General features: G+C 70.7%; 22 protein-coding genes. 6 read left to right on the top strand and 16 right to left on the bottom strand.

Annotation, left to right across the window (positions count from 1 at the left end; translation table 11 throughout):
• Positions 1–84: 84 nt before the first annotated feature.
• From AC3EO4_RS08170 to AC3EO4_RS08145, 6 genes are all read right to left on the bottom strand, one after another.
• Positions 85–1,371, bottom strand: coding sequence for an LCP family protein (locus tag AC3EO4_RS08170; RefSeq protein ID WP_379572937.1), 1,287 nt, complete (start codon positions 1,369–1,371; stop codon positions 85–87).
• 177 nt (positions 1,372–1,548) lie between these two features.
• A complete protein-coding gene (locus tag AC3EO4_RS08165; protein ID WP_431894591.1) occupies positions 1,549–2,448 on the bottom strand; it encodes an NAD-dependent epimerase/dehydratase family protein in 900 nt (299 codons plus the stop codon).
• A complete protein-coding gene (locus AC3EO4_RS08160) occupies positions 2,445–3,905 on the bottom strand; it encodes a class I adenylate-forming enzyme family protein (RefSeq protein ID WP_379572939.1) in 1,461 nt (486 codons plus the stop codon). Before AC3EO4_RS08160 ends, AC3EO4_RS08165 begins: the two co-directional genes overlap by 4 nt.
• Positions 3,902–5,044, bottom strand: coding sequence for a cytochrome P450 (locus AC3EO4_RS08155; RefSeq protein WP_379572940.1), 1,143 nt, complete (start codon positions 5,042–5,044; stop codon positions 3,902–3,904). The genes AC3EO4_RS08160 and AC3EO4_RS08155 overlap by 4 nt, the downstream gene beginning before the upstream one ends.
• Positions 5,041–5,772, bottom strand: a complete 732-nt coding sequence (locus AC3EO4_RS08150) for a glycosyltransferase (protein WP_379572941.1) — start codon at positions 5,770–5,772, stop codon at positions 5,041–5,043. The genes AC3EO4_RS08155 and AC3EO4_RS08150 overlap by 4 nt, the downstream gene beginning before the upstream one ends.
• The gene (locus AC3EO4_RS08145) at positions 5,772–6,728 is read right to left on the bottom strand and encodes a 3-oxoacyl-ACP synthase III family protein (protein ID WP_379572942.1); all 957 of its coding nucleotides are present in this window, start codon (positions 6,726–6,728) and stop codon (positions 5,772–5,774) included. Before AC3EO4_RS08145 ends, AC3EO4_RS08150 begins: the two co-directional genes overlap by 1 nt.
• A gap of 24 nt (positions 6,729–6,752) precedes the next feature.
• On the opposite strand from AC3EO4_RS08145, the gene AC3EO4_RS08140 reads away from it, so the two are divergent.
• On the top strand, positions 6,753–6,983 hold the full coding sequence (locus tag AC3EO4_RS08140) for a hypothetical protein (RefSeq protein ID WP_431894588.1): 231 nt from the start codon (positions 6,753–6,755) through the stop codon (positions 6,981–6,983).
• Positions 6,959–7,213, top strand: a complete 255-nt coding sequence (locus AC3EO4_RS08135; protein ID WP_379572944.1) for an MFS transporter — start codon at positions 6,959–6,961, stop codon at positions 7,211–7,213. The genes AC3EO4_RS08140 and AC3EO4_RS08135 overlap by 25 nt, the downstream gene beginning before the upstream one ends.
• On the opposite strand, the gene AC3EO4_RS08130 is transcribed toward AC3EO4_RS08135, so the two are convergent.
• The 4 genes from AC3EO4_RS08130 to AC3EO4_RS08115 form a co-directional block, all read right to left on the bottom strand.
• Positions 7,182–7,733, bottom strand: a complete 552-nt coding sequence (locus tag AC3EO4_RS08130) for a thymidylate synthase family protein (RefSeq protein ID WP_379572945.1) — start codon at positions 7,731–7,733, stop codon at positions 7,182–7,184. The two genes, AC3EO4_RS08135 and AC3EO4_RS08130, sit on opposite strands and share 32 nt — an antisense overlap.
• 50 nt (positions 7,734–7,783) lie before the next feature.
• The gene (locus tag AC3EO4_RS08125) at positions 7,784–8,437 is read right to left on the bottom strand and encodes a hypothetical protein (protein ID WP_379572946.1); all 654 of its coding nucleotides are present in this window, start codon (positions 8,435–8,437) and stop codon (positions 7,784–7,786) included.
• A gap of 67 nt (positions 8,438–8,504) precedes the next feature.
• Positions 8,505–9,467, bottom strand: coding sequence for a polyprenyl synthetase family protein (locus AC3EO4_RS08120; RefSeq protein ID WP_431894586.1), 963 nt, complete (start codon positions 9,465–9,467; stop codon positions 8,505–8,507).
• Positions 9,460–10,344: a LysR family transcriptional regulator gene (locus tag AC3EO4_RS08115; RefSeq protein WP_379572948.1), complete on the bottom strand. Its 885-nt coding sequence runs from the start codon at positions 10,342–10,344 to the stop codon at positions 9,460–9,462. The genes AC3EO4_RS08120 and AC3EO4_RS08115 overlap by 8 nt, the downstream gene beginning before the upstream one ends.
• 72 nt (positions 10,345–10,416) lie before the next feature.
• On the opposite strand from AC3EO4_RS08115, the gene AC3EO4_RS08110 reads away from it, so the two are divergent.
• From AC3EO4_RS08110 to AC3EO4_RS08100, 3 genes are all read left to right on the top strand, one after another.
• Positions 10,417–11,226, top strand: a complete 810-nt coding sequence (locus AC3EO4_RS08110) for a dihydrodipicolinate synthase family protein (RefSeq protein ID WP_431894583.1) — start codon at positions 10,417–10,419, stop codon at positions 11,224–11,226.
• Entirely contained in the window at positions 11,223–11,666 is a 444-nt protein-coding gene (locus tag AC3EO4_RS08105) for a MarR family winged helix-turn-helix transcriptional regulator (protein ID WP_379572950.1), read from the top strand. Before AC3EO4_RS08110 ends, AC3EO4_RS08105 begins: the two co-directional genes overlap by 4 nt.
• 112 nt (positions 11,667–11,778) lie before the next feature.
• Entirely contained in the window at positions 11,779–13,920 is a 2,142-nt protein-coding gene (locus AC3EO4_RS08100) for an ABC-F family ATP-binding cassette domain-containing protein (RefSeq protein ID WP_431894581.1), read from the top strand.
• A 667-nt stretch (positions 13,921–14,587) separates the two neighbouring features.
• Here the strand turns inward: AC3EO4_RS08100 and AC3EO4_RS08095 are convergent.
• The gene (locus AC3EO4_RS08095; RefSeq protein ID WP_431894579.1) at positions 14,588–15,397 is read right to left on the bottom strand and encodes an NAD(P)H-binding protein; all 810 of its coding nucleotides are present in this window, start codon (positions 15,395–15,397) and stop codon (positions 14,588–14,590) included.
• 77 nt (positions 15,398–15,474) lie between these two features.
• On the opposite strand from AC3EO4_RS08095, the gene AC3EO4_RS08090 reads away from it, so the two are divergent.
• Complete coding sequence (locus AC3EO4_RS08090) at positions 15,475–15,885, top strand: winged helix-turn-helix transcriptional regulator (protein ID WP_379572953.1); 411 nt, start codon at positions 15,475–15,477, stop codon at positions 15,883–15,885.
• A gap of 611 nt (positions 15,886–16,496) precedes the next feature.
• Here the strand turns inward: AC3EO4_RS08090 and AC3EO4_RS08085 are convergent.
• The 5 genes from AC3EO4_RS08085 to AC3EO4_RS08065 form a co-directional block, all read right to left on the bottom strand.
• Entirely contained in the window at positions 16,497–21,290 is a 4,794-nt protein-coding gene (locus AC3EO4_RS08085) for a DNA repair ATPase (protein ID WP_431894701.1), read from the bottom strand.
• Between the two features lie 154 nt (positions 21,291–21,444).
• Entirely contained in the window at positions 21,445–23,529 is a 2,085-nt protein-coding gene (locus AC3EO4_RS08080) for an SPFH domain-containing protein (protein WP_379572954.1), read from the bottom strand.
• Positions 23,526–24,071 (bottom strand): hypothetical protein, encoded by a 546-nt coding sequence (locus AC3EO4_RS08075; RefSeq protein WP_379572955.1) that lies wholly within the window; start codon positions 24,069–24,071, stop codon positions 23,526–23,528. The genes AC3EO4_RS08080 and AC3EO4_RS08075 overlap by 4 nt, the downstream gene beginning before the upstream one ends.
• Before the next feature lie 75 nt (positions 24,072–24,146).
• Positions 24,147–24,797: a response regulator gene (locus tag AC3EO4_RS08070; RefSeq protein WP_379572956.1), complete on the bottom strand. Its 651-nt coding sequence runs from the start codon at positions 24,795–24,797 to the stop codon at positions 24,147–24,149.
• Complete coding sequence (locus AC3EO4_RS08065) at positions 24,794–25,972, bottom strand: sensor histidine kinase (RefSeq protein ID WP_379573042.1); 1,179 nt, start codon at positions 25,970–25,972, stop codon at positions 24,794–24,796. Before AC3EO4_RS08065 ends, AC3EO4_RS08070 begins: the two co-directional genes overlap by 4 nt.
• Positions 25,973–26,091 lie beyond the last annotated feature (119 nt).

The raw sequence follows: 26,091 nt of genomic DNA, 5'->3' as shown, positions 1-26,091 counted from the left end.
CTCGACGTCGCCCTTGTCGCCGACTCGGCCTCACCGTGGGGAGGCCCGCGTGGCGGCCATGGGATCGTCCGAAGGCACAGGGTGCTAGCAGACCTCGTCCAGGGAGATCGCGTTGTCCGAGGGCGAAGGGGAGGGGGTCGTCAGCGGACGGCTGGCCGTGCGCCTGGTGACGGCGGGCTTGGCCTCGAGCGCTTCCGATACCTTCCTCTTGATCAGGTGCCAGTCGGGATAGGCCGTGTTGATCAGCGGCGGCACGAACTGCAGGCTCTTGATGTGGGTGCCCTTCACCTTCTGCCCGAGGTCGACCAGCGCGGGCAGCAGGTCGGCGGGGATGTCGGTGGAGATGGCGCGCTTGGTGGCGGTGGCGAGGTTCTCGAAGCTGTTCAGCAGCGTCACCGGGTCGGCCTGCTGGGCGACGGCGTTGAGCAGGCACTTCTGGCGGCTCATGCGCACGTAGTCGTCGCTGTTGGTGCGGGAACGCCCGAACCACAAAGCGTCCTCGCCGGACAGCTTGCGCGTGCCGGCGGGCAGGAGGCCCTCGCCGTACCTGCCGTAGGTGATCGGCTCCTTGATGGTGATCCTGACGCCGCCCATGGCGTCGATGATCTCGGCGAAGCCCGCCATGTCGACCATGGCGTAGTAGCTGACGCGGATGCCGAGGATGTCACTGATCGTCTGCTTGAGCAGGGTGGCGCCGCGCTCGCCTGCCTTCACGCCCGGCACCATCTCGGGATAGTCCTCGGCGTACTGGTAGATCTCGTTGAGGAGGCCGGGCGTCGCGGGCGGCTCGCCGGTGAAGCCGTAGGGGAAGCGGTCGCGGGCCGGCCCTTCGGGCAGCATGATCCGCTGCAGGTTGCGCGGCAGGCCGAAGAGCGTGGTCGCGCCGGTGGCGGTGTCGATGCTGGCGACGGTCACGCTGTCGGTGCGGACGCCGACCCTGTTGGGGGCGGCGTCGGCTCCGGCGAGCAGGATGTTGACGCGGCTCGCGCCTTTCCACGGGTCCTGGGCGATCACGGGTGTGGTGCTCGTGGCGGAGAACACGCTGGTCACGACGTCGTGGGAGAGGTAGGCGACGCGGGCGGCGTAGGCGCTCGGCGCGATGACCAGGACGCAGAGGGCGCCGGCGACGGCGAGGTTCAGGTTGTGGCCGGCGCCGCTGGGCCGTACGAGCCAGAAGGACCAGAGGATCACGATGGACCAGATGAGGGCGACCGTCGCGATGGAGACGGTGAGCGCCTCGAGCCACGAGGGCTGGACGGCGAGCGACAGCAGCGCGCCTCTGAAGGCGGTGGCCATCGTGACGATCAGCCCGACGAGCACCAGGTAGACCGTCATGAGGCCGAAGCCGGTGCGGTACCGTCCGGTGGCCACGTGGGCCACTCCCCACAGCAGTGCCGAGCCGATCGTCAGACACACGGCCAAGCCCGGGCCGAATTCGCGACCTTTGCCAGTCATCCCGCCCCAACCTCGTTATCAGCAGATCCATCACAGGTTAGTAACGGTTTGCGGTTGAATAGGCGATGCTGAGGACCGCGTCGGTCCAAGCTTTCACCAAAGGGCCGCTCCGGCGAACGAGGTGGGCGCGGGAACGTAGCCCAGCAGCTCACCCGCCTTCGTGATGTCGAGCGTGCGTTCGACGGCGAGGTGGCCCACGGCGTACCTGGTCAGCCGAGGCGGGCGGCGGGTGAAGGCGGAGATGATCTCGGCGAGCGCGGCCATCCGCATGGCGGCGCTCTCGCCGATGTAGAGCGGCCGTACGGCGAGGCGGCGCTCGCGCAGGAGCTCACGCAGCGCGGCGTCCAGCGTGACGGGATGGCTGTCGGTCACGTTGTAGGCACCGGGCGGGGCCGTGACGCCGAGCAGGCAGGCCTGCGCGAGGTTGTCCACCGAGGTGAGGCTGAGCCTGGTCGCGCCGCTGCCGACGGCGAGCAGCCTGCCCGCCCTGATCGAGCGGAGCAGGCGGGGCAGCAGCGTGGTGTCGCCCTTGCCGTAGATCGCGTGCGGGCGCAGGACGACGGCCGCGCCCATGACGGCGTTCTCCGCGGCGGCCTTGGACGCGCCGTAGGCGTTGACGTAGCGCCTGACGGGGGCCTCGTCCTCGGTCGCCATGACGGTCGGACGGAAGGGGTCGTAGACGCTGGCCGTGCTGACGTGGACGAACCTGGCGCCGGGGAAGGCGGCCATGGCGTTGTGGGTGCCGGTGACGTTGGCCCGCCAGATCTCCCGCGGCGGGCCCCAGTCGGTGACGCTGCCCGCGCAGTGGATCACCGCGTCGACCCGCTCGGCCGGCGGCTCGCCGTGGACCAGGTCCCACGAGGTGTACGGCAGGGCGCCCAGGTCGGCGTGCGGGCGCCGACCGTACGCCAGCACCTCCCATCCCCGCGCGGCGGCGGCCCTGCACACGGCGCCGCCCACGAAGCCCGACGCGCCGGTGACCGCGACCCTCATGAGCCGACCAGCCGCCTGATCGCGTCCCTGTCGAGCTTGTCGCTGCGGCCCTTGCGGGGTAGCGCGGCGAGCGTGACGATCCGGTCGGGGAACGCGGACGCGTCCATGAGATCGGGCAGCGCCTTCCGCAGCAGCCTCTCGTCGTAGCCTGCCGTCGTGGTCAGGGCGAGGACGACCTCCTCGTCGCCCGTGTCAGGGTCGGGCAGGCCGACGACGGCCGCCTCGCCGACGCCGGGCAGCGCGGCGATGGCGGGTTCGTAGACGCCGGGATAGATGTTCACGCCGTCCCTCAGGATCATGTCCTTCTTCCTGCCGAGCAGCACCAGCCTGCCCTCGGCGTCGAGCCTGACGAGGTCGCCGGTGGCCAGTTCGGTGAGCGGCGCGTCGCCGAGGTAGCCGCGGGCGAGATGCGGCCCGCCGACGAACAACTCGCCGTCGTCCGCGACGCGGACGCGCACGCCCGGCAGCGGGGCGCCGAGCAGGTCGCCGCCCGTGGCGGCGAGCTTGTCCTCGGCGGAGGCGATCGCGATCGGCAACGCCTCGGTCAGCGCGTACACCGACAGGATGTCCGCCTTGGGCGCCGCCTCCCTCGCCCTTCTGAGGACGGCAGGCGGCGCGGGAGCGGCCCCGAGCAGGAGACAGCGCAGGCCGCCCGGCAGCCGGGGGGTGCGCTCCAGCAGCCCGTGCAGCTTCACAGGAACGGAGAAGGCGTGGGTGGCACCGCGCCGGGCCAGCTCCTCGGCCTGGTCACCGCGTCCCGGCATCGACCAGGTGGCACCGGCGATGAGCGCAGGAAGCCCCAGGATGAACTGGTCGGTGTGGACCACGTCGCCCGGCTCCATCGGCACCGCTTCGACGAACATGCGCAGACCCTCGGCCAGCGACCGCCTGGTGTGGACGACCCCCTTGGGCTGCTCGGTCGTCCCCGAGGTGAAGGCGACGACGGCCGCGTGGTCCCGCGTGACCGGCGCCGCCTGTACGGCAGGCAGCCGCCCGGCCCGCAGCGCCCCCGGCGGGACGCCCGGCAGCCACGGTCCCGTGTAGAGGTGGCGCGCTCCGGGAAACGGCTCGCGCAGGTTCGGCAGGAGCAGCCCCCGGCGCCTGGCCACCCGCTTCAACGGGCCGCTGAGCAGGTAGAGCGCCGACTCTGCGATCACCCACCTGGGCCGGGCGAGCGTCATCCGCCCGGCGAACACCTCGGGCGCGAGCCCGGGGTCGGCCAGCACCAGCGTCCCTCCTGCCGCGACCGCGCCGAGCGCCAGCGCGACGGCGTCGGGACCTGGCCGGACGGCGAACAGGACGCCGAAGTCGTCGTCGCCGCGCAGGGCGTGCGCGATCGTGAGCAGGCGCGCCTTGAGCTCACCGTAGGAGACGGGGGTCCCGTCGGGCGCGATCAGGGCGGTCCTGTCCGGGGCGCCGCCCGCGGTGGCGAGCACGCCGGAGATGATGTCGATCATGCCTTCCTGACCCAGAGGTGGGCGTAGGTCGGGATCAGCACGCCGCGGGCCGCCCTCCTGCCGACGACCCGCAGGTCGTGCTGGAGCAGGGTGGCGGCGACGGCGCGGATCTCGGCCAGCGCGAGGGGGTAGCCGATGCAGAAGTGCGGCCCGGCGCCGAACCACAGCCTGCGCAGCTCGGGCGGATGCGGGCGGGAAGGGTCGAAGGGGCCGTGGGCGCGGGCGCAGTTGTGGGTGGCGACGAGCACGCGGTCGCCCGGCCGTACCGCGACCCTGCCGACCGTGGCGGGCTCGGCGACCGAGCGCAGCATCACGGGGGTGGGGGTGGTCACCCGCATGGCCTCCTCGATGGCGCGGTCGAGGTCGCCGCCGGCGACGGGACGGTCCCTGCCGAGGTGCCCGTGGTCGTGCAGCAGCGCGACGAGGCGCGGGACGAACGTGGCCACGGTCTCCGTGCCGGTGAGGAAGAACGCCCCCGCCGCGCCCCTGGCCTCGGCCTCCGAGAGCCCGAGCGAGCGCATCCTGCCCATGACCGTGGAGGGGTCCTCGGCGAGGTAGGCGGCGGAGGCGATGTCGCCGATCCGGTCGAGGACCTCGCGGGCGGCCACCACCTGGCGGGCCGACAGCCGGCGCGTCCGCAGCGACACCATGGCCGCCACGCGCTCCCCTTCGGCGAACAGTGCCCGTGCCCGCTCGGCGGGCACCTCGCCGAGTCCGATCACCCGGCAGATCACCGAGCCCGCCATCAGCCGCATCGCGTCGACCAGGTCCACGCGCTCGCCGCCGTCCAGCCGGGCGGAGAGCTCCCTCAACGGCCGGTCGAGCACGTCGGCGACCAGCGCCGAGACCTGGGAAGGGGTGAAGAGCGGGGCCAGCTTGGCGCGCAACGCCGCGTGCGCGGCGCCCTCCATGTTGAGCAGCACCGAAGGGCCGAGCACCGGCGTCCACAGCTCGCCCGGCGAGCCGGGGCCGTCCTTGCGGAAACGCGGGTCCATGAGCACGCGGCGGGCCGTGGCGGCGTCGTTGACCACCACGCCCAGCCCGGGGACGCGCACCACAGGACCCATGCGCGCCAGCAGGCGGACCAGGGGATAGGCGAAGGGGTGCGCGGCCAGGTAGAGCCTGGTCTCGTGGCTCATCTGATGTCGATCGTCTCTGGCTTGTAGTGGTGGTCGATGTACCAGGCGAGGGTGCGGATCAGGCCGTAGGCGCGCAGGCGGCGGACCGAGCCGAACACCACGACGTCGCGGCGGGAGCCGTACGCGCCGGTGAGCCTGCGTACGCGGTTGACCAGCTCGCGGTCCTCGTGCTGCTCCTCGATCGCCGTGCGGGGGAAGCCGCCGGAGCGCTCGTAGAGGTCCGCGGTGATCGCGATGGTGGCGCCGGGCATCATGACGTACGGCCCGCGGTAGTCGGGGGAGCGGTTGCTCGGCCGTACCTTGCCGAAGAAGGCGGCGGTCTCGACCACGGCGGGGATGAGACGGCGCTCCCAGAGCTTCAGCGGGAACTCGTCGGTGCGCGCCCTGAGCTTGCCGCCGACGAGTTCCAGGCCGTCGTCGAAGGCGCGGCGGATGTTCGCGGTCCAGTCGGCGCGCGGAAGGCAGTCGGCGTCGGTCCTGGCCAGGTGGGTGGCGCCGTTGGCGATCGCGTGGCGCATGCCGGTGTCGGAGGCGGCGCCCGTGCCCTTGCGGGCCTCGTGCACGACCTCGGCGCCGAACGCGCGGGCCACCTCGGCGGTGCCGTCGGTGCTGGCGTTGTCCACGACCAGCACCGTGAAGTCGCGGTCGCGCTGCTCCCGCAGGGCGCGCAGCGTCGCCCCGATACTCGCCGCCTCGTTGTAGGCGGGCACGACGACCCAGAGCCTCATCACATCTCCGCCAGCATCACGCCCATGCTGATGCCTCCGCCGAGGCCGAGCAACGCCACCCTGTCACCCGGCGCCCAGCCGCCGAGCTGGAGTTGCAGCGGCAGCGTCGCCGACGCGCAGTTGCCGTGCTCGGGCAGGCTGACGACCAGCCTGTCCTCGGGGATGCCCAGCGTGTCGGCCAGGAAGCGCAGGTACGGCAGCGCCACCTGGTGCACGGCCACGATGGCGAAGTCGTCCCAGGACAGGCCCGTCCGCTTCAGCGCGGTGACGAAGATGTCGGGCCCTGCCTTCTCGAACGCCTCCTTCAGGCGGCGGCCGTCGCCCCTGAAGTAGGAGTACTCGTGGTCGCGCGGGTGAGCGGAGCCGCCCCCGGGCAGCGTGCCGATGTCCCAGGCGGTGCTGTCGGCGGAGAAGTCGCGGTAGAAGATGCCGCGCCGCGGGTCGGCCGCGAGCAGCACCGCGGCCCCCGCGTCGGACAGGGTGTAGCCGGCGAAGGAGTCGACGAACTGCTCGCGGTCCTTCACCTGCCACCTGATCGCCCTGCTCGGTGTCTCGCCGGTGCACACCAGCACCCTGCGGTGGGCGCCGGACAGGATCAGCGCCTCGGCGACCTGGATCCCGTTGAGCAGGCTGTTGCAGGCGTTCTTCACGTCGAAGACGGGGCACGACAGGCCCAGCTTGGCCGCCACGATGTGCGCGGTCGCCGGCTCGACCATGTCCTGCGACGCCGAGGCGAAGATGAGCAGATCCACGTCGTGGTCGAGCTGCCTGGCAGCCTCGACCGCCAGGTCGGAGGCCTGCTGGCCGTCGGCCGCCACATGCCTGCGCCTGATGCCCGTCAGACGTTCGATGAGCCCTTTGGGTGCCCTGAACCCCTCGATCCGCTCCTCGACGTCACCACTGGTCCGTATCAGGCCGGGGAGATACGTCGCTATGTCCACGATGCGCGCCTTCACCCAGAGCACGCTAGCCACCCGAGCTTGCAGAACAGTTGTCGGGGCAGGGACGGGTACGAGCCACGTCGAAACAGGCATCGTGACACCCACACCGGCTACTACTTCGCGGTGATCGCTCTCGGCAACTTCTTCGGCCCGCTGCTGCTCGGCCCGCTGTTCGACACCGTGGGCAGGGTGCCGATGATCTCGGCCACCTGCATCGGCTCCGGCGGGCTGCTGTTCGTCACCGCGTGGCTGTTCGCGCAGGGGCGCTGACCGCGGTCACGCTGACCGCCTGCCGGTGCGCGGTGCTGTTCGTCGCCTCGGCCGGCGCGTCGTCGGCCTACCTGACGGTGAGCGAGATCTTCCCGATGGAGACCAGGGCCATGGCCATCGCGTTCTTCTTCGCCGTCGGCACCGCGGCCGGTGGCATCGCGGGACCGCTGATCTTCGCCAACCTCGTCGCGACGCCGCTCAGTGCCGTGCGATCCGCTCGACCTGTGTGAGGTCGGCCAGGTAGAGGTGCGGCACGTCCACGAACACCCGCAGCGGGCCGCAGTCCAGGCCGAGATCCCGCGCGATCCCGGCCTGGACGTCCCTGAGCGGCACGTAGTTCAGGTAGCAGGTATAGGCGTTCTGCGAGCGGAAGGAGGCCGTCATCATCAGCGCGCCCTCCCTGATCCTGACCGCCACCGCGGCCAGGCACGGCACCGCGTCGTACGGCTCGCCCGGCCTGGTCAGCGACACCCACGCGCTCTTGCTGTACGGCTTGGCCCGCAGCAGCGTGGTCGCCCACTCGAGCTGCGGCGTCAGGCGCTGCCCGTAGCTGTACTTGAAGGGCGGGATGATGTCGGCCTCGGTGAACTTACGCGTGTAGAGGGCGTGCTTGGCGGCGTCGCCGTACCGCAGGAGTATCGGGTCGTCGTCCCACCGCACGTCGGTGATCTCGAACAGGGCCGCCTCGCCCTCGATCACCGGGCCGCGGTCGTCGTCCGCGGGCGCGCCGGACGCCTGCACGTGCCGCATGAGCCATATCCACGCCTCCCCACAAGACGCCCACCTCGTGGGCTGTGCCATCAGGTCTCCACGTTCGGGAAGTTGTACGGATTGTGGGGAAGGCGCCGCCGCCTGGTCACATTGCAGCGCACGTAGTAGACCGAGTAGTGCACGAGCGCCACCAGCAGGATGCTGAGCAGCAGCAGCGGCAGGTTGGGCTCGGCCTTGCTCAGCCCGGTGACGCCGACCGTCAGGTAGGCGGAGTTCACCAGGGCGAGCATCATGACGTTGATGCCCGGCCACGCCAGCGGCGCGTAGGTCTCCGGATATCGCGGGTCGACGGGCAGGTTGGGCGACCAGTCGAACTCGTCTTTCAGGCGGCTGACGTAGAGCAGCCTGAAGTTGTTGAGCGCCCTGGCGGTCCTGGCGTGCGCGTTGACGGCCTCGATGAGGCGCAGGAACGGCAGCACGCTCAGCAGGCCGAAGGCGGCCACCAGGGCGTAGAGGTACCACGGCACGGTGTCCCACCTGGTCAGACTGGCCGGATTGACCACCTTGGTGCTGGTCAGCGCGATCGCGGCGGCGAAGGGCGCGGAGAGCAGGCTCATCGCGAGCCGCGTCATCTTCAGCCGCTCGTCCTTGGCGGCCAGGTGGACCGCGTAGATGCCGCTGAAGTCAACAGCGGCCAGTTGGAGGAACTGCGTCGCTTCGAGCTGCGTCGGGGGTTTCCGCATGAGCGTGCTCCTGGAATGCCAGCTACCCCCAGTATGAGCGGCGCTCTGAGTTTTGTACCAACAAATCTCAACTTGCTCTGGTCAAAGTTTGGCGCTCCACGTGGTCGATGTAGGCGGTGGGCAGGGCGTACAAGATCGCGGCCATGTCCCTGTCGTGGACGACGGGGAGCGCGGACAGCGCGTCGGAGGCCAGACCGCGGCAGTGCTCGAGCGTGTCGCGCACCATCGTGGTCTCCCTGAGCGCCGCGAGGGTGGCGTCCACGTCGTCGTGCAGCACCGAGGGGTCCTTGGCGGCGGCCCACAGCACGGGAAGCGTGTAGACGCCCTGGCGGAGATCGTTGCCCGCGGGTTTGCCCAGCCGCTCGGCGGGCGCGGTGAGGTCGAGCAGGTCGTCGAGGATCTGGAAGATCAGGCCGAACCGCTCGCCGTACAGCGCCATCCGGGCCCTGTCCTCGGCGGAGGCGCGCGCGCAGATGGCCGCGACCAGGCAGGAGGCGCGAAACAGCGCGGCGGTCTTGCCGGTGATCGAGCGCAGCGCGCTCTCGACGGTCCGCCCCCTGTCGAACTGGTCGGCCGTCTCCATGAACTGGCCCTCGGCCAGCTCCACCACTGTCGCGGCCAGCACCTCGGCGACCGGGCGGGACACCGCGGTGATCGCGGCGAGACCGGCTCTGGCGAGCATGAAGTCGCCGATCACCAGCGCCTTGCCCTCGCCCAGCTCGGCGTTGAGCGTGCGGGCGCCCCTGCGCTGCATCGCGTGGTCCATGAGGTCGTCGTGGACGAGTGAGCCTGCGTGGATCAGCTCCACGCACGCCGCCGCGGTGATCACCCGCCGGTCGGGCGTCCTGCCGAACGCCAGCGACGTGGCGAGGGTCAGCGCGGGACGCAGGCGCTTGCCGCCCGCGGTGATGATCCGGTCGGCGCCCGCGTTGATGCCAGGAAGGGCGGAGGAGCCGGCGAGCCGTCGGATCCTGGTCTCCACCTTGCGCAGGCCGTGGGCGATCGCGGGGGTGTTGAGCAACTCATCCATGCCCTCCAGCCTGGGTCGCCGCCGCTGTGGATTCCCTGAGAGCGGCTGTGAGCGGGCTCAGCGCGGGGTGCGCGCCGTACCCCCTTCTGAAGGCGATCAATGTGCGGCGCTCGATCGGCAGCGCGGTCAGCGTGACCCCTACCGGCGGGTTCGCGGCCGCGAGCAGCGGGACCAGGGCCACGCCGTGGCCCGCGGCGGCCATCAACAGGACGGTGTCGAAGTCGTCGATGTGATGAACGACACGCGGTTCGAACCCGGCGGCGTGGCAGGCGCGGACGGCCATGGTGTGGCAGAGCGTGCCGGGCGTGCTGACGATCCACGGGTCGTCACGAGCCTCGTCGAGCGTCCTCCTGGTGGTCAGGTACATCGGTTCGGTGAGCAGCGGCACGGTCTCGACGCCCTCGTCGACGACGGGCGGCACGAAGTCGTACTCGTGGACCAGCGCGACGTCCAGCTCGCCGGCGCGCAGGGCGGCGGAGACGTCGGCGGGATCGATCTCGGAGATCATCGGCTCGAGGCCAGGGTGGTCGCGCCGCAGGGCCGCCAGCGTGCGCGGCAGCAGGGCGCGGGCCGCCGTCGGGAACGCGCCGATCCGCAGCGGTCCCGTCGGGCCCGTGCGCGTGGCGGCCAGCGCGGCCTCGGCCCGCTCCAGACTTTCGAGTACGGCTTCCGCGTGCTCGACGAGCACGCGCCCCGCAGGCGTGAGGACGACCGTGCGGCCCGTCCTCTCCAGCAGCGGCAGGCCCGCCTCCCGTTCGAGCGCGCTGAGCTGCTGGGAGACGGCCGAGGCCGTGAAAGTCAGCGCGTCGGCGACGGCGGCGATCGTGCCCCTTCTCGACAGTTCGCGCAGGAGGCGGAGCTTCCTCGGATCGAGCATAAGGCGAGCTTACGGTGCACCGCAGAAACGTGAACTGGTGTTGATGGTCGGGTGTCCGTCAGGGTGAGAAGCATGCTTTCCGGAATCTACGTGCCGTTGATCACGCCCTTCGCCGCCTCGGGAGAGGTGGCGTTCGACGCGCTGGAGAAGCTGGCCGCCCGCGCGCTCGACCAGGGCGCGGCGGGGCTGGTCGCCCTGGGGACGACGGGCGAGCCTTCCACGCTCACGCCCGCCGAACGGCGAGAGGTGGTCAGGATCTGCCGCGACGTGACCGCCTCGTACGGCACGCAGCTGATCGTCGGCGACCTGGAGCTCACCGACGGGGCCACGGCCGCGCTCGTGACCGTTCCCGCGTTCGTCAGGCCGGGCGAACGCGGCGTCATCGCGCACTTCGAGCAGCTCGCCGGGCGGACGCCGGTGCCGCTGGTGATCTACCACATCCCCTACAGGACAGGGCAGGCGCTGACCGCCGCCACCCTCCGGCGGCTCGGCGAACATCCCATGATCGCCGGAGTCAAGTACGCCACGGGCGCCGTCGACCAGGACGCGATCGCGCTGCTCGGCGACCTGCCACCGGACTTCTCCGTGCTGGCGGGAGACGACACCTACCTGTCGCCCATGCTCGCGCTCGGTGCCACCGGCGGCATCCTCGCCTCCGCACACCTGCACACCCACTCCTTCGTGTCCATGGCCGCCTCGTGGGACAGGGCGCTCGGACACCGGCTCGCCGCCATGTCGGCGCTGCTGTTCGCCGAGCCGAACCCGACCGTGATCAAGGGGGTGCTGCACGCGCACGGCCTCATCCCGACGCCTGACGTACGGCTTCCGCTGGTACCCGCGACGGCGGAATCGGTCGCCCGAGCCCTAGATTGGGGCGCGTGAACTGGCTGAGCGAGACGGAGTACGCCGCCTGGATCGGCTATCGGCGGATGCGGCTGCTCCTGGACCTGGAGATCCAGCGCGACCTGATGCGCGAGTCGGGGCTGTCCGAGCCCGACTACGACGTGCTGTCGAACCTGTCGGAGGCCTCAGGGCACCGGATGCGGCTGACCGAGCTGGCCGTACACATGCGGTGGTCGAAGAGCAGGCTCTCCCACCACATCACCCGCATGTCCGAGCGCGGGCTGGTCTGCAGGGAAGAGGTAGCCCACGACGCCCGGGGCGCGTCCATCGTGCTCACGTCCAAGGGGCTGAGCACGATCAAGGAGGCCGCGCCCGGGCACGTGGCCTCGGTACGCAGGCACTTCATCGACCTGCTCACCGAAGAGGAGCTGCGAACGCTCGCCCAGGTCTCGAGGACGGTCCTGGCGAGACTCGAATAATGGATGGACATATCGGACTTTGATCCACTAACGTCCCCGGCATGGGTTCCCTGTGATTCTCGCGACGCGTTGAGCGCCGTCATGCCCGCCTCCCGAGAATCCAGGTTCTTTCATGCAACTAGCCCTATCTCACGTTTCCATGCGTTACGCCGACCGGGTCGTCCTCGACCAGGTCTCGTTCACCGTCAAGCCCGGCGAGAAGGTCGGGGTCATCGGCGACAACGGCTCGGGCAAGTCGACGCTGCTCAAGCTGCTCGCAGGACGCGCGACCCCCACCAACGGCAGCATCACCGTGTCGGCGCCCGGCGGGGTCGGATACCTGCCGCAGACGCTCGAACTGCCGCCGACCGCCACCGTCCAGGACGCGGTCGACCTGGCGCTGGCCGACATCCGCGCACTCGCCGCCGAGATGCGCGCGATGGAGGACACCCTCACACCCTCCCAGTTCGACGAGTACGCGGCGCTGATCGCCCGCTACGAGGCGCGCGGCGGATACACCGCAGACGCCAGAGTCGACGTCGCACTGCACGGGCTCGGGCTGCCGTCCCTGCCCCGGTCGCGCACGCTCGGCTCGCTGTCGGGCGGCGAACGGTCGCGGCTCGCGCTGGCGGCGACGCTGGCGTCCTCTCCCGAACTGCTGCTGCTCGACGAGCCGACCAACGACCTCGACGACTCGGCGGTCGCCTGGCTCGAAGACCACCTGCGCGCGCACCGGGGCACGGTCGTCGCCATCACCCACGACAGGGTGTTCCTCGACCGGATCACCTCGACGATCCTGGAGGTCGACCTGAACCAGGTGCGCAGGTACGGCAACGGGTACGCCGGCTACCTCGCGGCCAAGGCGGCCGAACGGGCGGCGTGGGCGCTGGCGCACGAGGAGTGGAAGGAGGAGCTGGCCCGGCACGCCGGGCTGGTGGAGGCGAACGCCGGCCGGATGGCCGCCATCCCCCGCAAAATGGTGAAGGCGGGGATGGGGACCGGCCAGTGGCGAGCCCGATCCCGCACGCATGGAGCGGCCGGCCGGATCCGGCAGTCACTGCAGCGGATGGAGTGGCTGCGCGCCAACCCCGTCCCCCCGCCGCCCGAACCGCTCCGCTTCGCCACCACCCCACCCACCACCACCACAGCACCCCCCACCCCGGGATCGGCCTCCGCCCTGGGATCGGCGTCGGGTTCGGCCTCCGCCCCAGGAACGGTGTCGGATTCGGTTTCCGCCATGGGGCCCGTTCCTGCCTCGGGATCGGTGTCGGCGACGGGTTCGGCTTCCGCCCCGGGATCGGCCCCTGCCTCGGGATCGGTGTCGGCGACGGGTTCGGCTCCCACCACGGGATTGGCCTCCGCCTCAGGATCGGTGGCGGCGACGGATTCGGCTTCCGCCCCAGGAGCCGTTCCTGCCTCGGGATCGGTGTCGGCGACGGGCTCGGCACCCGCCGCGGAATCGATCACCGTCGCGGGAGCGGCTCCCACCATAGGGTCGGCCACTGCCGCCTCACCCGTGGCGGCCGCCGGGCCCTCCGTCAACCCGTCGGCCGTCAACCCACCGGCCGTCAACCCACCGGCCGTCAACCCACCGGCTGTCAACCCACCGACCCTCAACCCACCTGCCGTCAACCTGGCGGTCGGCGAACCGTCTATCTCGGAACCGCTCGCGGCCGAGGGGCGGGTTGAGGCGCTGGCGGAGCTCATCGACGTCCGTGTCGGCGAGCGGCTCCGGATCCCCTCCCTGCGCATCCAGCCAGGCGAGCGGCTCCTCGTCACCGGCCCGAACGGCGCGGGCAAGACCACCCTCCTGCGCGTGCTGGCAGGTCTGGTCACCCCGGATTCAGGTTCGGTACGGCGCCCCGCCAGGATCGGCCACCTCCGTCAGGAGGAGACCACCGCCAACCCACGCTTCAGCCTGCTCAGGGCCTACGCGGCAGGACGACCGGGCACCCTCGACGAGCACGCCGACGCGCTGCTGGCCCTCGGCCTGTTCCGTCCCGCCGACCTGCGCACGAAGGTGGGCGAGCTGTCGGTCGGCCAGCGTCGGCGGGTCGAACTTGCCCGCCTGGTCAGCGACCCCGCCGACCTGCTGCTCCTCGACGAACCCACCAACCACCTGTCCCCGATGCTCGTCGAGGAACTGGAGGAGGCACTGGCGGGGTACGCGGGCTCCGTGGTCCTCGTCACCCACGACCGCCGCCTCCGCGCCTCGCACACCGGCACCCACCTGGCCCTGGACAACGGCACCATCACCGCACCCTCATCCCTCTGACACCACCCCCGCCCGGATCCCACACCGCTCGGATCCCACACCGCCCGGGCCCCAACGCCTGAGCGGGACTTTCGCCCGCCCGGGGCTCAATGCCGCGGGGCCCGCATTTCGGCGTGACCTGATGTCCGGGCGGGGTCCACCCTCCTGTCTGGGGCTCGATGCTCGGAATCCTCATCGGGGTGGGACCCCGTCCGTCCGGGGCTCGACTCCGGCGGGACCTGCATCTCGGCGTGACCCGACGTCTGGGTGGGGTCCACCCTTCCTGTCTGGGGCTCGATGCTCGGAATCCTCATCGGGGTGGGACCCCGTCCGTCCGGGGCTCAATGCTCCTGCGGGGCCCGCATCTCGGCGTGACCTGATGTCCGAGCGGGCCCCACCCCTGCCCGGGACTTCGATGCCCGGGATCCTCATCGGGGTGGGCCCCTGCCCGCTCGGGGCTCGACGTTCCGGCGGGACCCCCTCGGCGTGGCCCAACGCCTCGGGCGGGACCCACACCCTGCCCGGGACTTCAACGCCAGGAATCCTCATCAGGGTGGGACCCCGCCCGCCCCGGACTCCGCGATCGGGAGCCCGCGCTTCGGTCCCACGTGCGGTATCTCACGTACCGGGCCCCATGCTCGCGGGCTCATGCCTGCCTCTGTCGGTGCGCCAGGATCGCGCGGCTCGGTCAGGAGCGGGTCGGCCGGTTCGGGGCGATCACGTCCAGGGCGTTGCGCGGTTCGCCACCGAGAAGGGTGCGCAGGTCGCCGGCCGTACCCGACATGAAACCCCCGGCGATCGACGAGTACGTGCTCATGATCATCGGCTCCTGGAACGGCTCCAGCCCCAGGCCCGCGATCGCCGCCCGCGCCTCCGCGAGGGTGACGGGCTCGTAGGTCGCGCCCAGGGCCGCCGCCACGTCGGCGCCGCCGATCGCCTCCTCGCCCACCAGCTCATACGTACGGCCGGCATGCGCGGCCGCCTCGAGCGTGACCTTCACCGCGACGTCGGCGAGGTCCTCCCTGCAGACGGCCGACAGGCGGCCGTCACCGAGCGGGGCGGTGATCGTGCCGTCGGCGTCGGGGATGGTCAGGCCGCCGAAGAACTCGGCGTACAGGCCGTTGCGCAGGATCGTCCACGCGGTGGTGCCGCGCTGGAGCCTGCGTTCGGTCCAGCGGTGGGGCAGCGCGTAGGTCAGGTGGTCGCCGTCCCTGCTCAGGCTCGTGTAGACGATGTGGCCGACGCCGGCCTTCTCCGCGGCGCTGATGGCAGCCTCGTGACGGGCGATGACGACGTCGTCCTCGCCATATCCGGCGGAGATCAGCAGCAGGATGTCGATACCGCGGAAGCCCTCCAGGAGCGTGGCAGGGTCGTCGAAGTCGATGCGTCGCCGGCCGTGCTCGGGGGTGCGGCTGCCGATGACCACGTCGTCCCGGTCGGCCAGGCCCTTGACGATCAGCCGGCCGAGTGCTCCTGATGCGCCGGTAACCAGAATCATGAAAAATCCCCTCACAGGTGGTTCTCTTGGGTAACCACTATGGTGAGGACGGCCGTCGCCCATAAGGAGGCACATTCATGTCAGCCACGCACACCGGGGTAACCACTCCAGGGGAGCCGATCGTCTCCTGCGCCGACGACTGCGGGATCAGGGAGGTGCTCGACAGGATCGGCGACAAGTGGTCGGTGCTGGTCGTGGTGGAGCTGGCGCACGGCGTGCGGCGTTTCAGGGAACTGCAGCGCGCGGTGGACGGGATCTCCCAGCGCATGCTCACGCTCACCGTGCGACGGCTGGAGCGGGACGGGCTGGTATCCCGAACGGTGTATCCGACCGTGCCGCCGCAGGTGGAGTACAAGCTGACCGAGCTGGGCCACAGCCTCACCCACCTGCTCCAGGCGATGACCGAATGGTCGGCAGCGCACCGCGAGGCCATCGCCGAGTCCCGCCGCCGCTGGGACGCCGAACACCCGGACTCCGACATCCGCTGACCTGGCGGGTTGGGGGCTTCGCCGGGGGCTGGCCTGGGGGGCCAGGGTGATCGGAGGGCTGATGGAGCGGTGGGTTCAGGTTCCGGGGCTCGAGGACAGTGGCCGGTGCGGGTGCCCGGGGGTGCGGGTGAACCCGATGGGACTGACCGCCTCGGGTTCGGGATCGGCTGGTGGATGGGGTGGAGGGGTGGTTGCTCCGAGAGGAGCGGTGAGCCCCCGGGTTCGGGAGATCGGTGGATGGACGGCCCCCGGTGAGCCGATGAGCCGATGGGTTCCGGCCCGCGGATCGGCGGTCGGGTATCCGTAGGCGACGGTGAGTCGGCGCTCGGGGTTGACCGTGAGGGAATGAGTCGGCAGTCGGAGGAGGCGGCGGGGCGGTCACTCGGAGGAGACGGTGACTCGGGGAGGCGGTGGGGCAGTGACTCGGCGGAGACGATGGGTCAGTGACTCGTGGTCGTAGGGGCGCTGGTCGGAAAGAGTGTGGGGCGGTGGGGCGCTGGTCGGAAAGAGTGTGGGGCGGTGGTCGGAGGGAGTGTGGAGCGGTGGGGGCGGGGCGGTGGTTGGAGGTGGTGGTCTTCCGGGGCGGGGACGGGTGCGTTGACGATTGAGGGTCAGTGGTCGGGGTGGCGGAGGGCTTGGCCGATGTCGCCGACGCGGTCCGCCAGGAGGCCGATGGCGCCGACGGCGCGGGTCATCGGGTCGTCTTCCGCCCCGCCCAGCGCCTTGGTCCGCAGGTACGCCGCCTTGATGTCGTTCCACCTCGCCGCCTGCTCAGGGCTGAGCCGCCCGCGCAGCTCGGCCAGCTTCAGCAGGTTCGCCTCCGCTCCGGTGGTGAGGGTCTGCGCCTCGCCCAGATAGTGGTCGTCGATGACCTGCTCCAGCTCCACCTCGTTCATCACGGGCACGATGCGTTCGGCCAGCTTGTTCATGTTGCGGTAGGAGCCCTGGAGCCGGAACGGCGGCTCGGTCCGCGAGTCGTCGGACTGGGCGGCCGAGGCGATGTAGGCCTGGTTGTTGGCCAGCACCACCTCCTGCACCCTGATCAGTTTGCGCAGCACGCTGAGGATCTGGTCGAGCTCGACCTTGGTGTACGGGTGGCTGAGCTGGTCGGTGCGCACGCCCTCCTCGCCGCGCGCGATGCGCACCAGCAGTTCGACGTCGCCTCTGTCGCGGGTGGACAGCGGGGCGAGGACCGGGTTGGAGGTGAGGGCGTTGTCGATGTAGCTGAGCGCGAACAGGTCGTCCTTGCCGGAGAGCACGTCGCCGAGGTTCCAGACGTCGGCACGGTTGGCCAGCATGTCGGGGATGCGGAAGCGCTGCCCCGACTCGGTGTACGGGTTGCCCGCCATGCACACGGCGAACCGCTTGCCGCGCAGGTCGTAGGTGCGGGTACGGCCGTTCCAGACGCCTTCGATGCGCCGCTGGGCGTCGCACAGCGAGATGAACTTCTGCAGCAGTTCGGGCGAGGTGTGCTGGATGTCGTCGAGGTAGAGCAGGGTGTTGTTGCCCGACTCCAGGGCGAAGGAGATCTTTTCGACCTCCTGCCTGGCGGTGGCGTCGGGCGCGTCGGCGGGGTCGAGCGAGGTGACCTCGTGGCCGAGCGCGGGCCCGTTGACCTTGACGAAGAGCAGCCCGAGGCGGCTGGCGACGTACTCCATGAGCGTCGTCTTGCCGTACCCGGGAGGGGAGATGAGCAGCAGCAGGCCCATCTGGTCGGTGCGCTTGCCCGCGCCCGCAGCGCCGAGCTGTTTGGCGAGGTTGTCGCCGATCAGCGGCAGGTAGACCTCGTCGAGGAGCCGGTTGCGGACGAAGGCGCTCATGACCTTGGGCTTGTACTCCTCCAGCCTGAGCCGGTCCCGCTCCTGGGCGACGAGTTCGCCGCGGCGCTTCTGGTAGGCGCGGTAGGCGGGGACACGTTCGGCGCGGAACGCGCGCGTCCTGGCCAGCGTCTCGTCGAGGCGCAGCGTGAGGCTCCGCTCGGTGATGCGCGCGTGGGTGCCGAGCAGGCCGTCGACGGTGGCGGTGAGCGCGGCGCTGGAGTCGTGCCGCGGCAGCTCGCACAGCTGTACGGCCAGCGCCTCGGGAAGCTCGTCCGACCGGTCGAAGGCGCTCAGCCACGCCTTGGCGAGCTGGATGCGGTCGGGCAGGGCGAGCGCGCGAAGGTCCTCCTCGAACTCGCGGGTGCGGGTGGGGCCGAGCGCCTGCCGGAACCTGTCGAGGATGTTCCTGGCCGCGGCGCTGGTGACGAAGCCCTCGGGCTTGCCCGCGAGCTCCTCGACGAGGTATTCGCCGGCGAGCGCGACCACGGCGGGGTCCGCGCCGAAGGCGTGCGGAGCGAGGAAGACGGAGACGGCGGCGGACAGCTCGGCCGCGAGCGTGTCGAGCGCCTCGACCTGGCCGAAGGCGTCCCGAGCCCGCACCAGCGATGCGGCCCGTGTGGTCAATGTTTTACGTGAAACATCCTGGAGACCGAATGTCCAATAGAGCTGCGCCGCCGCGCGAGCCGCCGGAGGGTAGCGGAGCAGGCCCGCGCCGTCCTGGAGCCGCTGCAGCGCAGCGAGGATCGCGGTCGCGTCGTGGTCGTGGACGCCGCGCTCGTAACCCTCGTCGTAGCGTTCCTCCGCGGCCAGCCGTACCAGGGCCGCGAGGTCGGCGCCGGCGGGGACGGCAGGCAGCAGCGAGGCGGCCAGGTGCTCGGCGCGGTAGACGTCCGGCGTTTCGGAGACCAGCAGCTGGGACCAGAAGGGCCGGGTCTCGGCGAAGGAGTCGGGCACGGGGGAGCGGTAGTCGGTGCCGGTGATCGCGAAGTGCATGGCGCCGTCGTGCGGCACCAGGGTCAGGTCGATCGGCTGGGTGTTGACGGCGAAGGCGTGGCGGCCGAGCCTGAGCGTCTCGCCGTCGGCGGAGAACAGGTCGAGGCGGTCGCGTAGCGCTCTGCCGGCCTCCTGCTGGGCGGCCTTGACCCGGCCTTCGAGCTCCTCGGCGCGCACGGAGGCGCCGAGGTCGCGCAGCTCGCCCGCGGACGAGCGGAGCTTGGCGACCATGGGATCGGTCGCGAAGTAGGTGTTGATCTCGTCGAGGGAGGCCAGCGTCGACACGCGCCGGGTCACGCTCGCGAGGATGCGGTCGGTGGAGGCGGCGACGCGGTCGGCGCGCCTGGCCCTGTCGTCGAGCTGGGTCTGCTTGCGCGCGGAGAAGGCCTCGTAGACGTCTTCGCGCTTGGCCGTGAGCTGGGCGGCGAAGTCGTCGAACTCGCCGAAGCGGGACTCCAGCGTTTCGAGCTGGAGCATGAGGCGGCCGAGCTGCTCGTCGCAGCGTTCGGGGGTGTCGGCCATCGCCAGCGCGCCCGTGACGGCCTGGCCGAGCAGGGCGAACTCGGCGGCGAACGCGGCCCTTCCCTCGCTGGCGAGCAACTGCCTGCGGCGGCCTTCGAGGACGGCGCGGGCGCGGTTGACGCCGCCGAGGACCTCGCCGATGCGTTCGAGGATGGAGGTGCGGACGGTCGCGTCGGCGATGTCGAGCGAGCCGACCACCTCGGTGACGACCTCGAGCCCTTCGGCCTGGGCGACGAGCCGTTCGGCGACGGGGGCCGCGGCGGCGACGGTGGCGATGGCGGCCGCGTCGGCCTCCAGTCGCGAGACCGCGGCGTGGTAGCCGGTGAACGCGTCGGCGCCCTCGAGGAACGACACCGCCCTCCTGCCCACCGACGTCAGCTCGTCGGCCAGCGTGGCGACGAGGGCGTCGAGAGCGGCCAGGTCGATGTAGCGGACCTCGCGCAACGTCACCAGCCGCCCCTGGGCGCGGCGCAGCTCGGCCAGGCGGGAGACCCAGGCGTCGGCGGAGGTCAGCGTCTCGCCGCGGGCCTGCCGTACCAGGGCCGTGGTGTCGGCGGCGGCGCTCTCCAACGTGGCGACGGCCTGGAGGGTGAGCTGGGCGACGTTCTCGTACTCGTCGAGGACCTGCTCGGCGGTGGCGCGGACGTCGCCGAGCGGGCCGCGGAGCCCCTGGTCGCCCAGCCAGTGGTAGTGGTCGAATGCCCTGGTGCAGGCGGCGATCAGCGCCTCGAAGGTCGCCTCGGAGGGCGCCATCTCCTCGACCATGCGCGCCACCGACAGGCAGTCGGAGATGCCGCGGACCAGCTCGGCGTTGCCGATGCGCTCCAGCGGCCCGGTGCCGGTGGGCTGTCCGGCCGCGTAGGTGTCGGAGACGTACGGCGTCTGCCACACCTGCATCGGATGGACGCGGGTCGGCTCCTCCGAGGTCGCCCTGAAGACCACCAGCGTGCCGTCGTCGAACAGGGAGTAGCCGTGGCACGGAAGCGGGTTGGCGACCTCCTTCCTGATCACGTTGTACGGCAGCAGCAGCGACCGGCCGTCGGCCCGCGCGTGGAAGACGTAGAGGACGTCCTCGCCGTTGGGCGAGCGGATCACCCGCTCGAACTCCAGGTCGGCCACCTGGGTGTCGAAGGTCTTGGACACCCCGGTGGACAGGTAGTAGCCGCCGGGGAAGATGATGCCCTGGTCCTCGGGAAGCCGCTGGCAGGCGAGCGCGATGCCGTCGAGCCTGGTGACGGACTTGGTGCGGGTGTTGAAGACCAGGTGCCGCCACTCGGTCTCCTTGTACGGCTTGACGCGCAGCAGGATGAGCGGCCCGATCCTGGCGTGGTCGACCTCGGCGTCGGCCAGCGACTGCAGCGGTTCGGCGACGGGCTCCTGGTAGATGCCCTCGCCGGACTCCGTGTTGTTCTCGATCTTGATGGTGAGGTCGCCGCCGACCGTCTCGACGAACACCTCGTCGTAGATCGAGATGTGGGGGTGCCTGCCGAGGACGTGGTCGTCGCGTGTGGTCGGCGTCCACTCGAAGTCGTGCGAGGGAGGGAAGACGTGGTCGCGCTCCCCCCGGTTGTCCTGGTAGGTCGTCTCCCCGTGGATGTCGACGGCCCACCGCAGGACCCGCAGGTCGGTCGGCCCCGTCTGGAAGACGGCCAGCAGCTTGCCTTCGAGGCGCCGAAGCTGGAGAAGCCTGGTCTCCTTGTAGTAGCGGTACAACTCCGCGAAGTCCTTCCGGAACGCCGGGTCGCTGAGCGCGCCCAACTGTTCCGCATCGAACCTGAACGCGTCGCCGTCGCGGCTGAACCTGTGGACGGAGAACACGTCATCCACAGCCGTCTCCGGCTTCAGGCCGATGAAGACGTTGTAGCCGAAGAGCATCAGGTCGCCGACCGAGACGATGTCGCGGGGGACGCAGTTGTTCTCCGTGCGGATCCGCTCGGTGCCGATCAGGCGGAGTTCGGCGCCGCCGAAGACCTTCAGCCGCTCCTCGTTGAGCGCCTCCGCGGCCCTCGCCAGCTCCTTGACCTGGCCGGACAGCCGGTTGCGCAACACCTCGTAGGTGCCGGCCTCCAACGCGCCCGCCCCCGACGAAAGAGACCCCGCACCCGACGAGGGGGAGGGCGTGCCGGGCGAAGAGGCGGGAGCGCCCGGCGAAGGCGAGGCCGTACCGGGGGAAAGCGGACCGGGGCCGCCGGAACCGGCGGCCCCCTCGTGGGCGGTCGTCACGTCAGCCCTTCACCGCCGTGAGCGCCGCCACCGACGACTCGGCCACGCCGAGCCTGCGCGCGCTCTCCAGGAGCTCGTGCAGCTTCGCCGTCTCGGGCCCGCCGTGCGAGATGAGCTGCATGAGCAGCGCCGACACCGACAGGTTCTTCACGTCCTCGGTGCCGATCCCGCCGACCAGCCTCGCGAGGTCCTCGGTCAGGTTCGCCGACCCGTTGAGGTACGGCTCGGCCAGCGTCCGCGTGACCGACGAGTGCTCGACGAATCCGTCGACGGCCTTCGCCGCGGTGATCGAGCCGACGACCTTGTCGAAGAACATGCTGTCGCCGCCGACGATGTCGATGTTGGCCTTGGACAGGCCCGCCGCCACGACGCTCGCCTGCGACTCGGCGACCTGCCGCTGCACGTCGATGTGCTTGAGCCTGATCTCCTTGTCGGCTTCGAGACGCAGGCGGTACTCCTCGTGCGTCCTGGTCGCCTCGTCCATGGCGGCCATGGCCTTGGCCTTCTCGATCAGACCCTCGGCCTCCGCCTTGAGCCTGTCGCCCGTGACCAGCGCCATCGCCTGCTCGCCCTCGGCCTGCGCCTTGAGCCGCTCGCCTTCGACCAGCGCCATCGCCTTCGCGCCTTCGGCCTCGGCCTTCAGCTTCTCCGCGGTCGCCATCGCCTCGGCGCGGCCGACCTTCTCGATGGCGTCGGCGCCGCGTTCCTGCACCTGGACGTCGGCCAGGCCCTTGGCGGCGGCCTCCGCCTGAAGTCCCTCGGCGAGCCTGATCTTGGCCCGCGCGTCCAGCTCGGCCGCCTGCTGCCTGGCCTCGGCCAGCGTGAGTTCCTCGCGCGCCTTGTGCTTGGCCGCCGCCTCGGCCGCCTCCGCCGCCTTGATGTCCTTGACCAGGCTCTCCTGGGCCTCCGCCTCGGCCTGGATGATCGTGGTCTGGCGCAGCCGCTCGGCCTCCTCGATGGCGCGCAGCTTCTTGATGTTCTCTTCCTGCTCGGCGACCGTCTTCTCCACCGCGATCCGCTCGCGCACGACCTCGGCGATCGACCGCTTCTCGGTCTCGACCTCCTTGTCCTTGGCGATGCGCGACAGCTCGGTCTCCCGCTCGCGGGAGATGACCTCCAGCATGCGGTCCTTCTCGATCCGCTCGCTCTCGATGGCGATGACCCGCTCGCGGTTCTTCTCGGCGACGGCGATCTCGCGGTTGCGGTTCTCGGTCTGGACGCCGAGCTGCTCGTCGGTCTTGATGTGCGCGGCCTGCGCCTTGAGCCGCTCCTCGGCCTGCACGCGGGCGATCTCCGCCTCCTCGCGCGCCTTCATCGTCTCGATCTCGCGCTTCTGCTTGATCTCCGCGTCCGCCTGGCGGCGCTTCAGCTCGAGGATGGCCTCGGCGGCGTCGACGTTCTGGCGGGTGATCTCCTTCTCCTCGCTGCGCCTGAACTCGTTGGTGCGAACGTTCTCGTTGGCGGTCAGCTCGGTGATCTTGCGGATGCCCTGGGCGTCGAGGATGTTGGCCGGGTCGAGTTTGGCCATCGGCGTCTGCTCCAGGTAGTCGATCGCCGCGTCCTCGAGGCTGTAGCCGTTGAGGTCGGTGCCGATGACCTGGATGATCTGGTCGCGGAACTCGTCACGCTTGGTGTAGAGGTCGACGAAGTCGAGCTGCTTGCCGACGGTCTTGAGCGCCTCGGAGAACTTCGCGTTGAACAGCGCCTGCAGCGTGGTCTCGTCGCTGGCTCGCTCGGTGCCGATGGCCTGGGCCACCTTGATGACGTCCTCGATGGTCTTGTTCACCCTCACGAAGAACGTGATGCGGATGTCGGCCCTGATGTTGTCGCGGCAGATCAGCCCTTCGGCTCCGGTTCGGGCGATCTCGATGGTCTTCACCGAGATGTCCATGACCTCGGCCTTGTGCAGGACGGGCAACACGACGGCGCCGGTGAAGGTCACGTCCACCCTGCGAACCTTGGAGACGATGAGCGCCTTGCCCTGTTCGACTTTTCTGAACAGCCGGCTGATCGCGAAGAGCAGGCCGATGACGACGATCAGGATGACGGCCAGCAGAATGCCGAAACCGGTTGAGATCACACTCATATGCGGTCCTCCATGACGTAGAAGAACTCGCCCTCTGCGTCGTAGTCGAAGATCAACGCGGTCTGGCCGCGGGAGAGCAGGTCGCCGCCTGTCGTCCTGACCTGGACGACGGCAGACGAGCCGTCGGAGGCGGTGACCTCGGCCTGGCCGAAGGTCGCGTCGGCTCGGCCGGTGCGCACCACGCACCGCCGGCCGACGAAGTCGTGGCGGGAGGGCTCCTTCTTGTCGGGAAAGAGCCTGCGCATGGGGATGATCAGCAGTTTCGTGCCCGTCCATCCGGCGGCGAGCGCCGCGGCGAGCACCAGCGGCCCGCCGCCGAGGAGCACCACGCCTGCCAGGCTCACGAACCACGAAAGGGCGACGAACAGCGAGAAGGCGACGGCCGCGGGGATGCCGCCGAGGCCGAGCGGGAGCTGTGCGCCGTCCAGGTCGATGTCGCCGCCCACGAACATGACCACGAGCCAGTAGCCGACGACCACGACGAGTAGGAAGCTGAAGAGCGCAGCTGGGAAGGCCAGCGCGGCGTCAACGAATGCGGGCATCGGCTCCCTCGGATAAAAGCCCCCGATATGAGGTGAATATTTCCGTGGGCGGGTTGCAGCCCGCTTGAAAAACGCTTAATGCCCCGGTACGGCCAGCCCCGTCTCGTAGGCGACGATGACCGCCTGCACCCTGTCGCGCAGGCCGAGTTTGGCGAGCACGTTGCTCACGTGCGTCTTCACGGTGTGCTCGCTGACGACCATCTCCGTGGCGATCTCGGCGTTCGACAGCCCGCGGGCGATCAGCGCGAGCGTCTCCTGCTCCCTCGCCGTGAGGACCGACAGCCGCTCCGCCGACACCGACGCCGCCGCAGGGCGGGAGGTGAACTCGGCGATCAGCCGGCTGGTGACGGTGGGCGCGAGGAGGGATTCCCCCGCGGCGACCACCCGGACCGCGTTGACCAGCTCGTCCCTGCGCACGTCCTTCAGCAGGAACCCGCTGGCCCCCGCCCGCAGGGCGTCGTAGACGTAGTCGTCGAGGTCGAACGTGGTGAGCATGAGGACCTTGGTCTCCCGCCCCACCAGCCTGGCCGCCTCGATGCCGTCCATCCTGGGCATGCGGATGTCGAGCAGCAGGACGTCGGGCCGGTGCTCCCGGACCAGCGCGACGGCCTCGATGCCGTCGCCCGCCTCGGCGACCACGTCGATGTCGGGCTGCGCGTCGAGGATCATGCTGAACCCGCCGCGCACGAGCTCCTGATCGTCGGCGACGACCACCCTGATGCTCATCGATTCGCTCCTTGTTCCACGTGGTCCCGCTCGGGGGTGAGCGGCAGCCGTACCGAGACCTGGAAGCCCTGGCCGTCGGGTCGGGGACCGGCGGTCGCGGTGCCGCCGCAGGCGGCGGCGCGTTCGCGGATGCCGATGAGGCCGTTGCCGCCCGAGGGCAGCGCGATGCCCGAGCCTGCGCCGTCGTCGGTGACGTCGATCGACAGGGCCTCGTCGCTCCAGCGGAGGACCAGGTCGGCGCGGGAGGCTCCGGCGTGCTTGACGACGTTGGTCAGCGACTCCTGCGCGATCCGGTACACCGCCACCTCGACGTCGGGCCGCAGGGGGCGGGCCGTTCCGTGCACCTGGAAGGCGACCGGCAGCGGCAGCTGGGACGTCAGCGCCGGCAGGTCGGCGACCGTGGGCTGCGGCGCGCGCGGCCCCTGCTCCTCCTTGAGCACGCCGAGCATGTGGCGCAGCTGGACCATCGCGTCGCGGCCCGCGGCGGCGATGGCGTCGAAGGCCGCCTCGGCGCGGGCGGGGTTGCTCCTGACGACCACGGGTCCCGCCTCGGCCTGCACGACCATCAGGCTGACCGCGTGCGCGAGGATGTCGTGCATGTCACGGGCGATCCTCGCCCTTTCGCGCTCGGCGGCGCGCTCGGCTTCCACTTCCCGCTCCTTCTCCAGCTGTACGGCACGCTCCTCCAGCGCGGCGGCGTACGCGCGTGAGGTGGCGGTGGCCATGCCGACGGCGTAGGCGGCGACGGCGCCCACGGTGCCGCGCACGGCGGTCTCCGACGAGCCGACCAGCAGCAGGCCGCCGCCCACCGTGACGATCAGCACCGCCACCCTCTGCCACCCGCGCGAGTAGGCGGCGACGGTGTACATGCTGATCAGGCTGGCGTACCAGACCGGCTGAGCGGGCACCGAGTCGGCCAGGTCGTAGAGGGAGAGCGCGCAGGCCGTCGCCAGCATGCTGCGCACGGGAGCCTTACGCCGCCAGATCAGGGGAAGCGCGGACGCGACCACGACCGCGTAGCCCCACCAGTGCCATGGCTCGCCCGAGGAACTCTCGCCGACGAACGGCCAGATCTGGACGACCAGCACCAGAGCGGTCAGCGCGAGGTCCACCTGCAGCGGCGGGAGCGCGCGGAAGCGCTCCTTGAGGCGGGCGATTTGCGGCAGATCCGACACAGCGTCCAATCTTCCTCCTTTCTCAGGGCGCTCCATGCCATGGTCGGCGACCGGACGGGGTTCGCGGATCGCCGGTGGGAGCGGTCTGTGCTCGCTCTCAAGAGGGATCCGGCACGCGA

It is taken from the genome of Nonomuraea sp. bgisy101, assembly GCF_057708945.1.
Note: the sequence above shows the minus strand (reverse complement) of the source record. Positions and strands in the feature narration are given on the sequence as shown.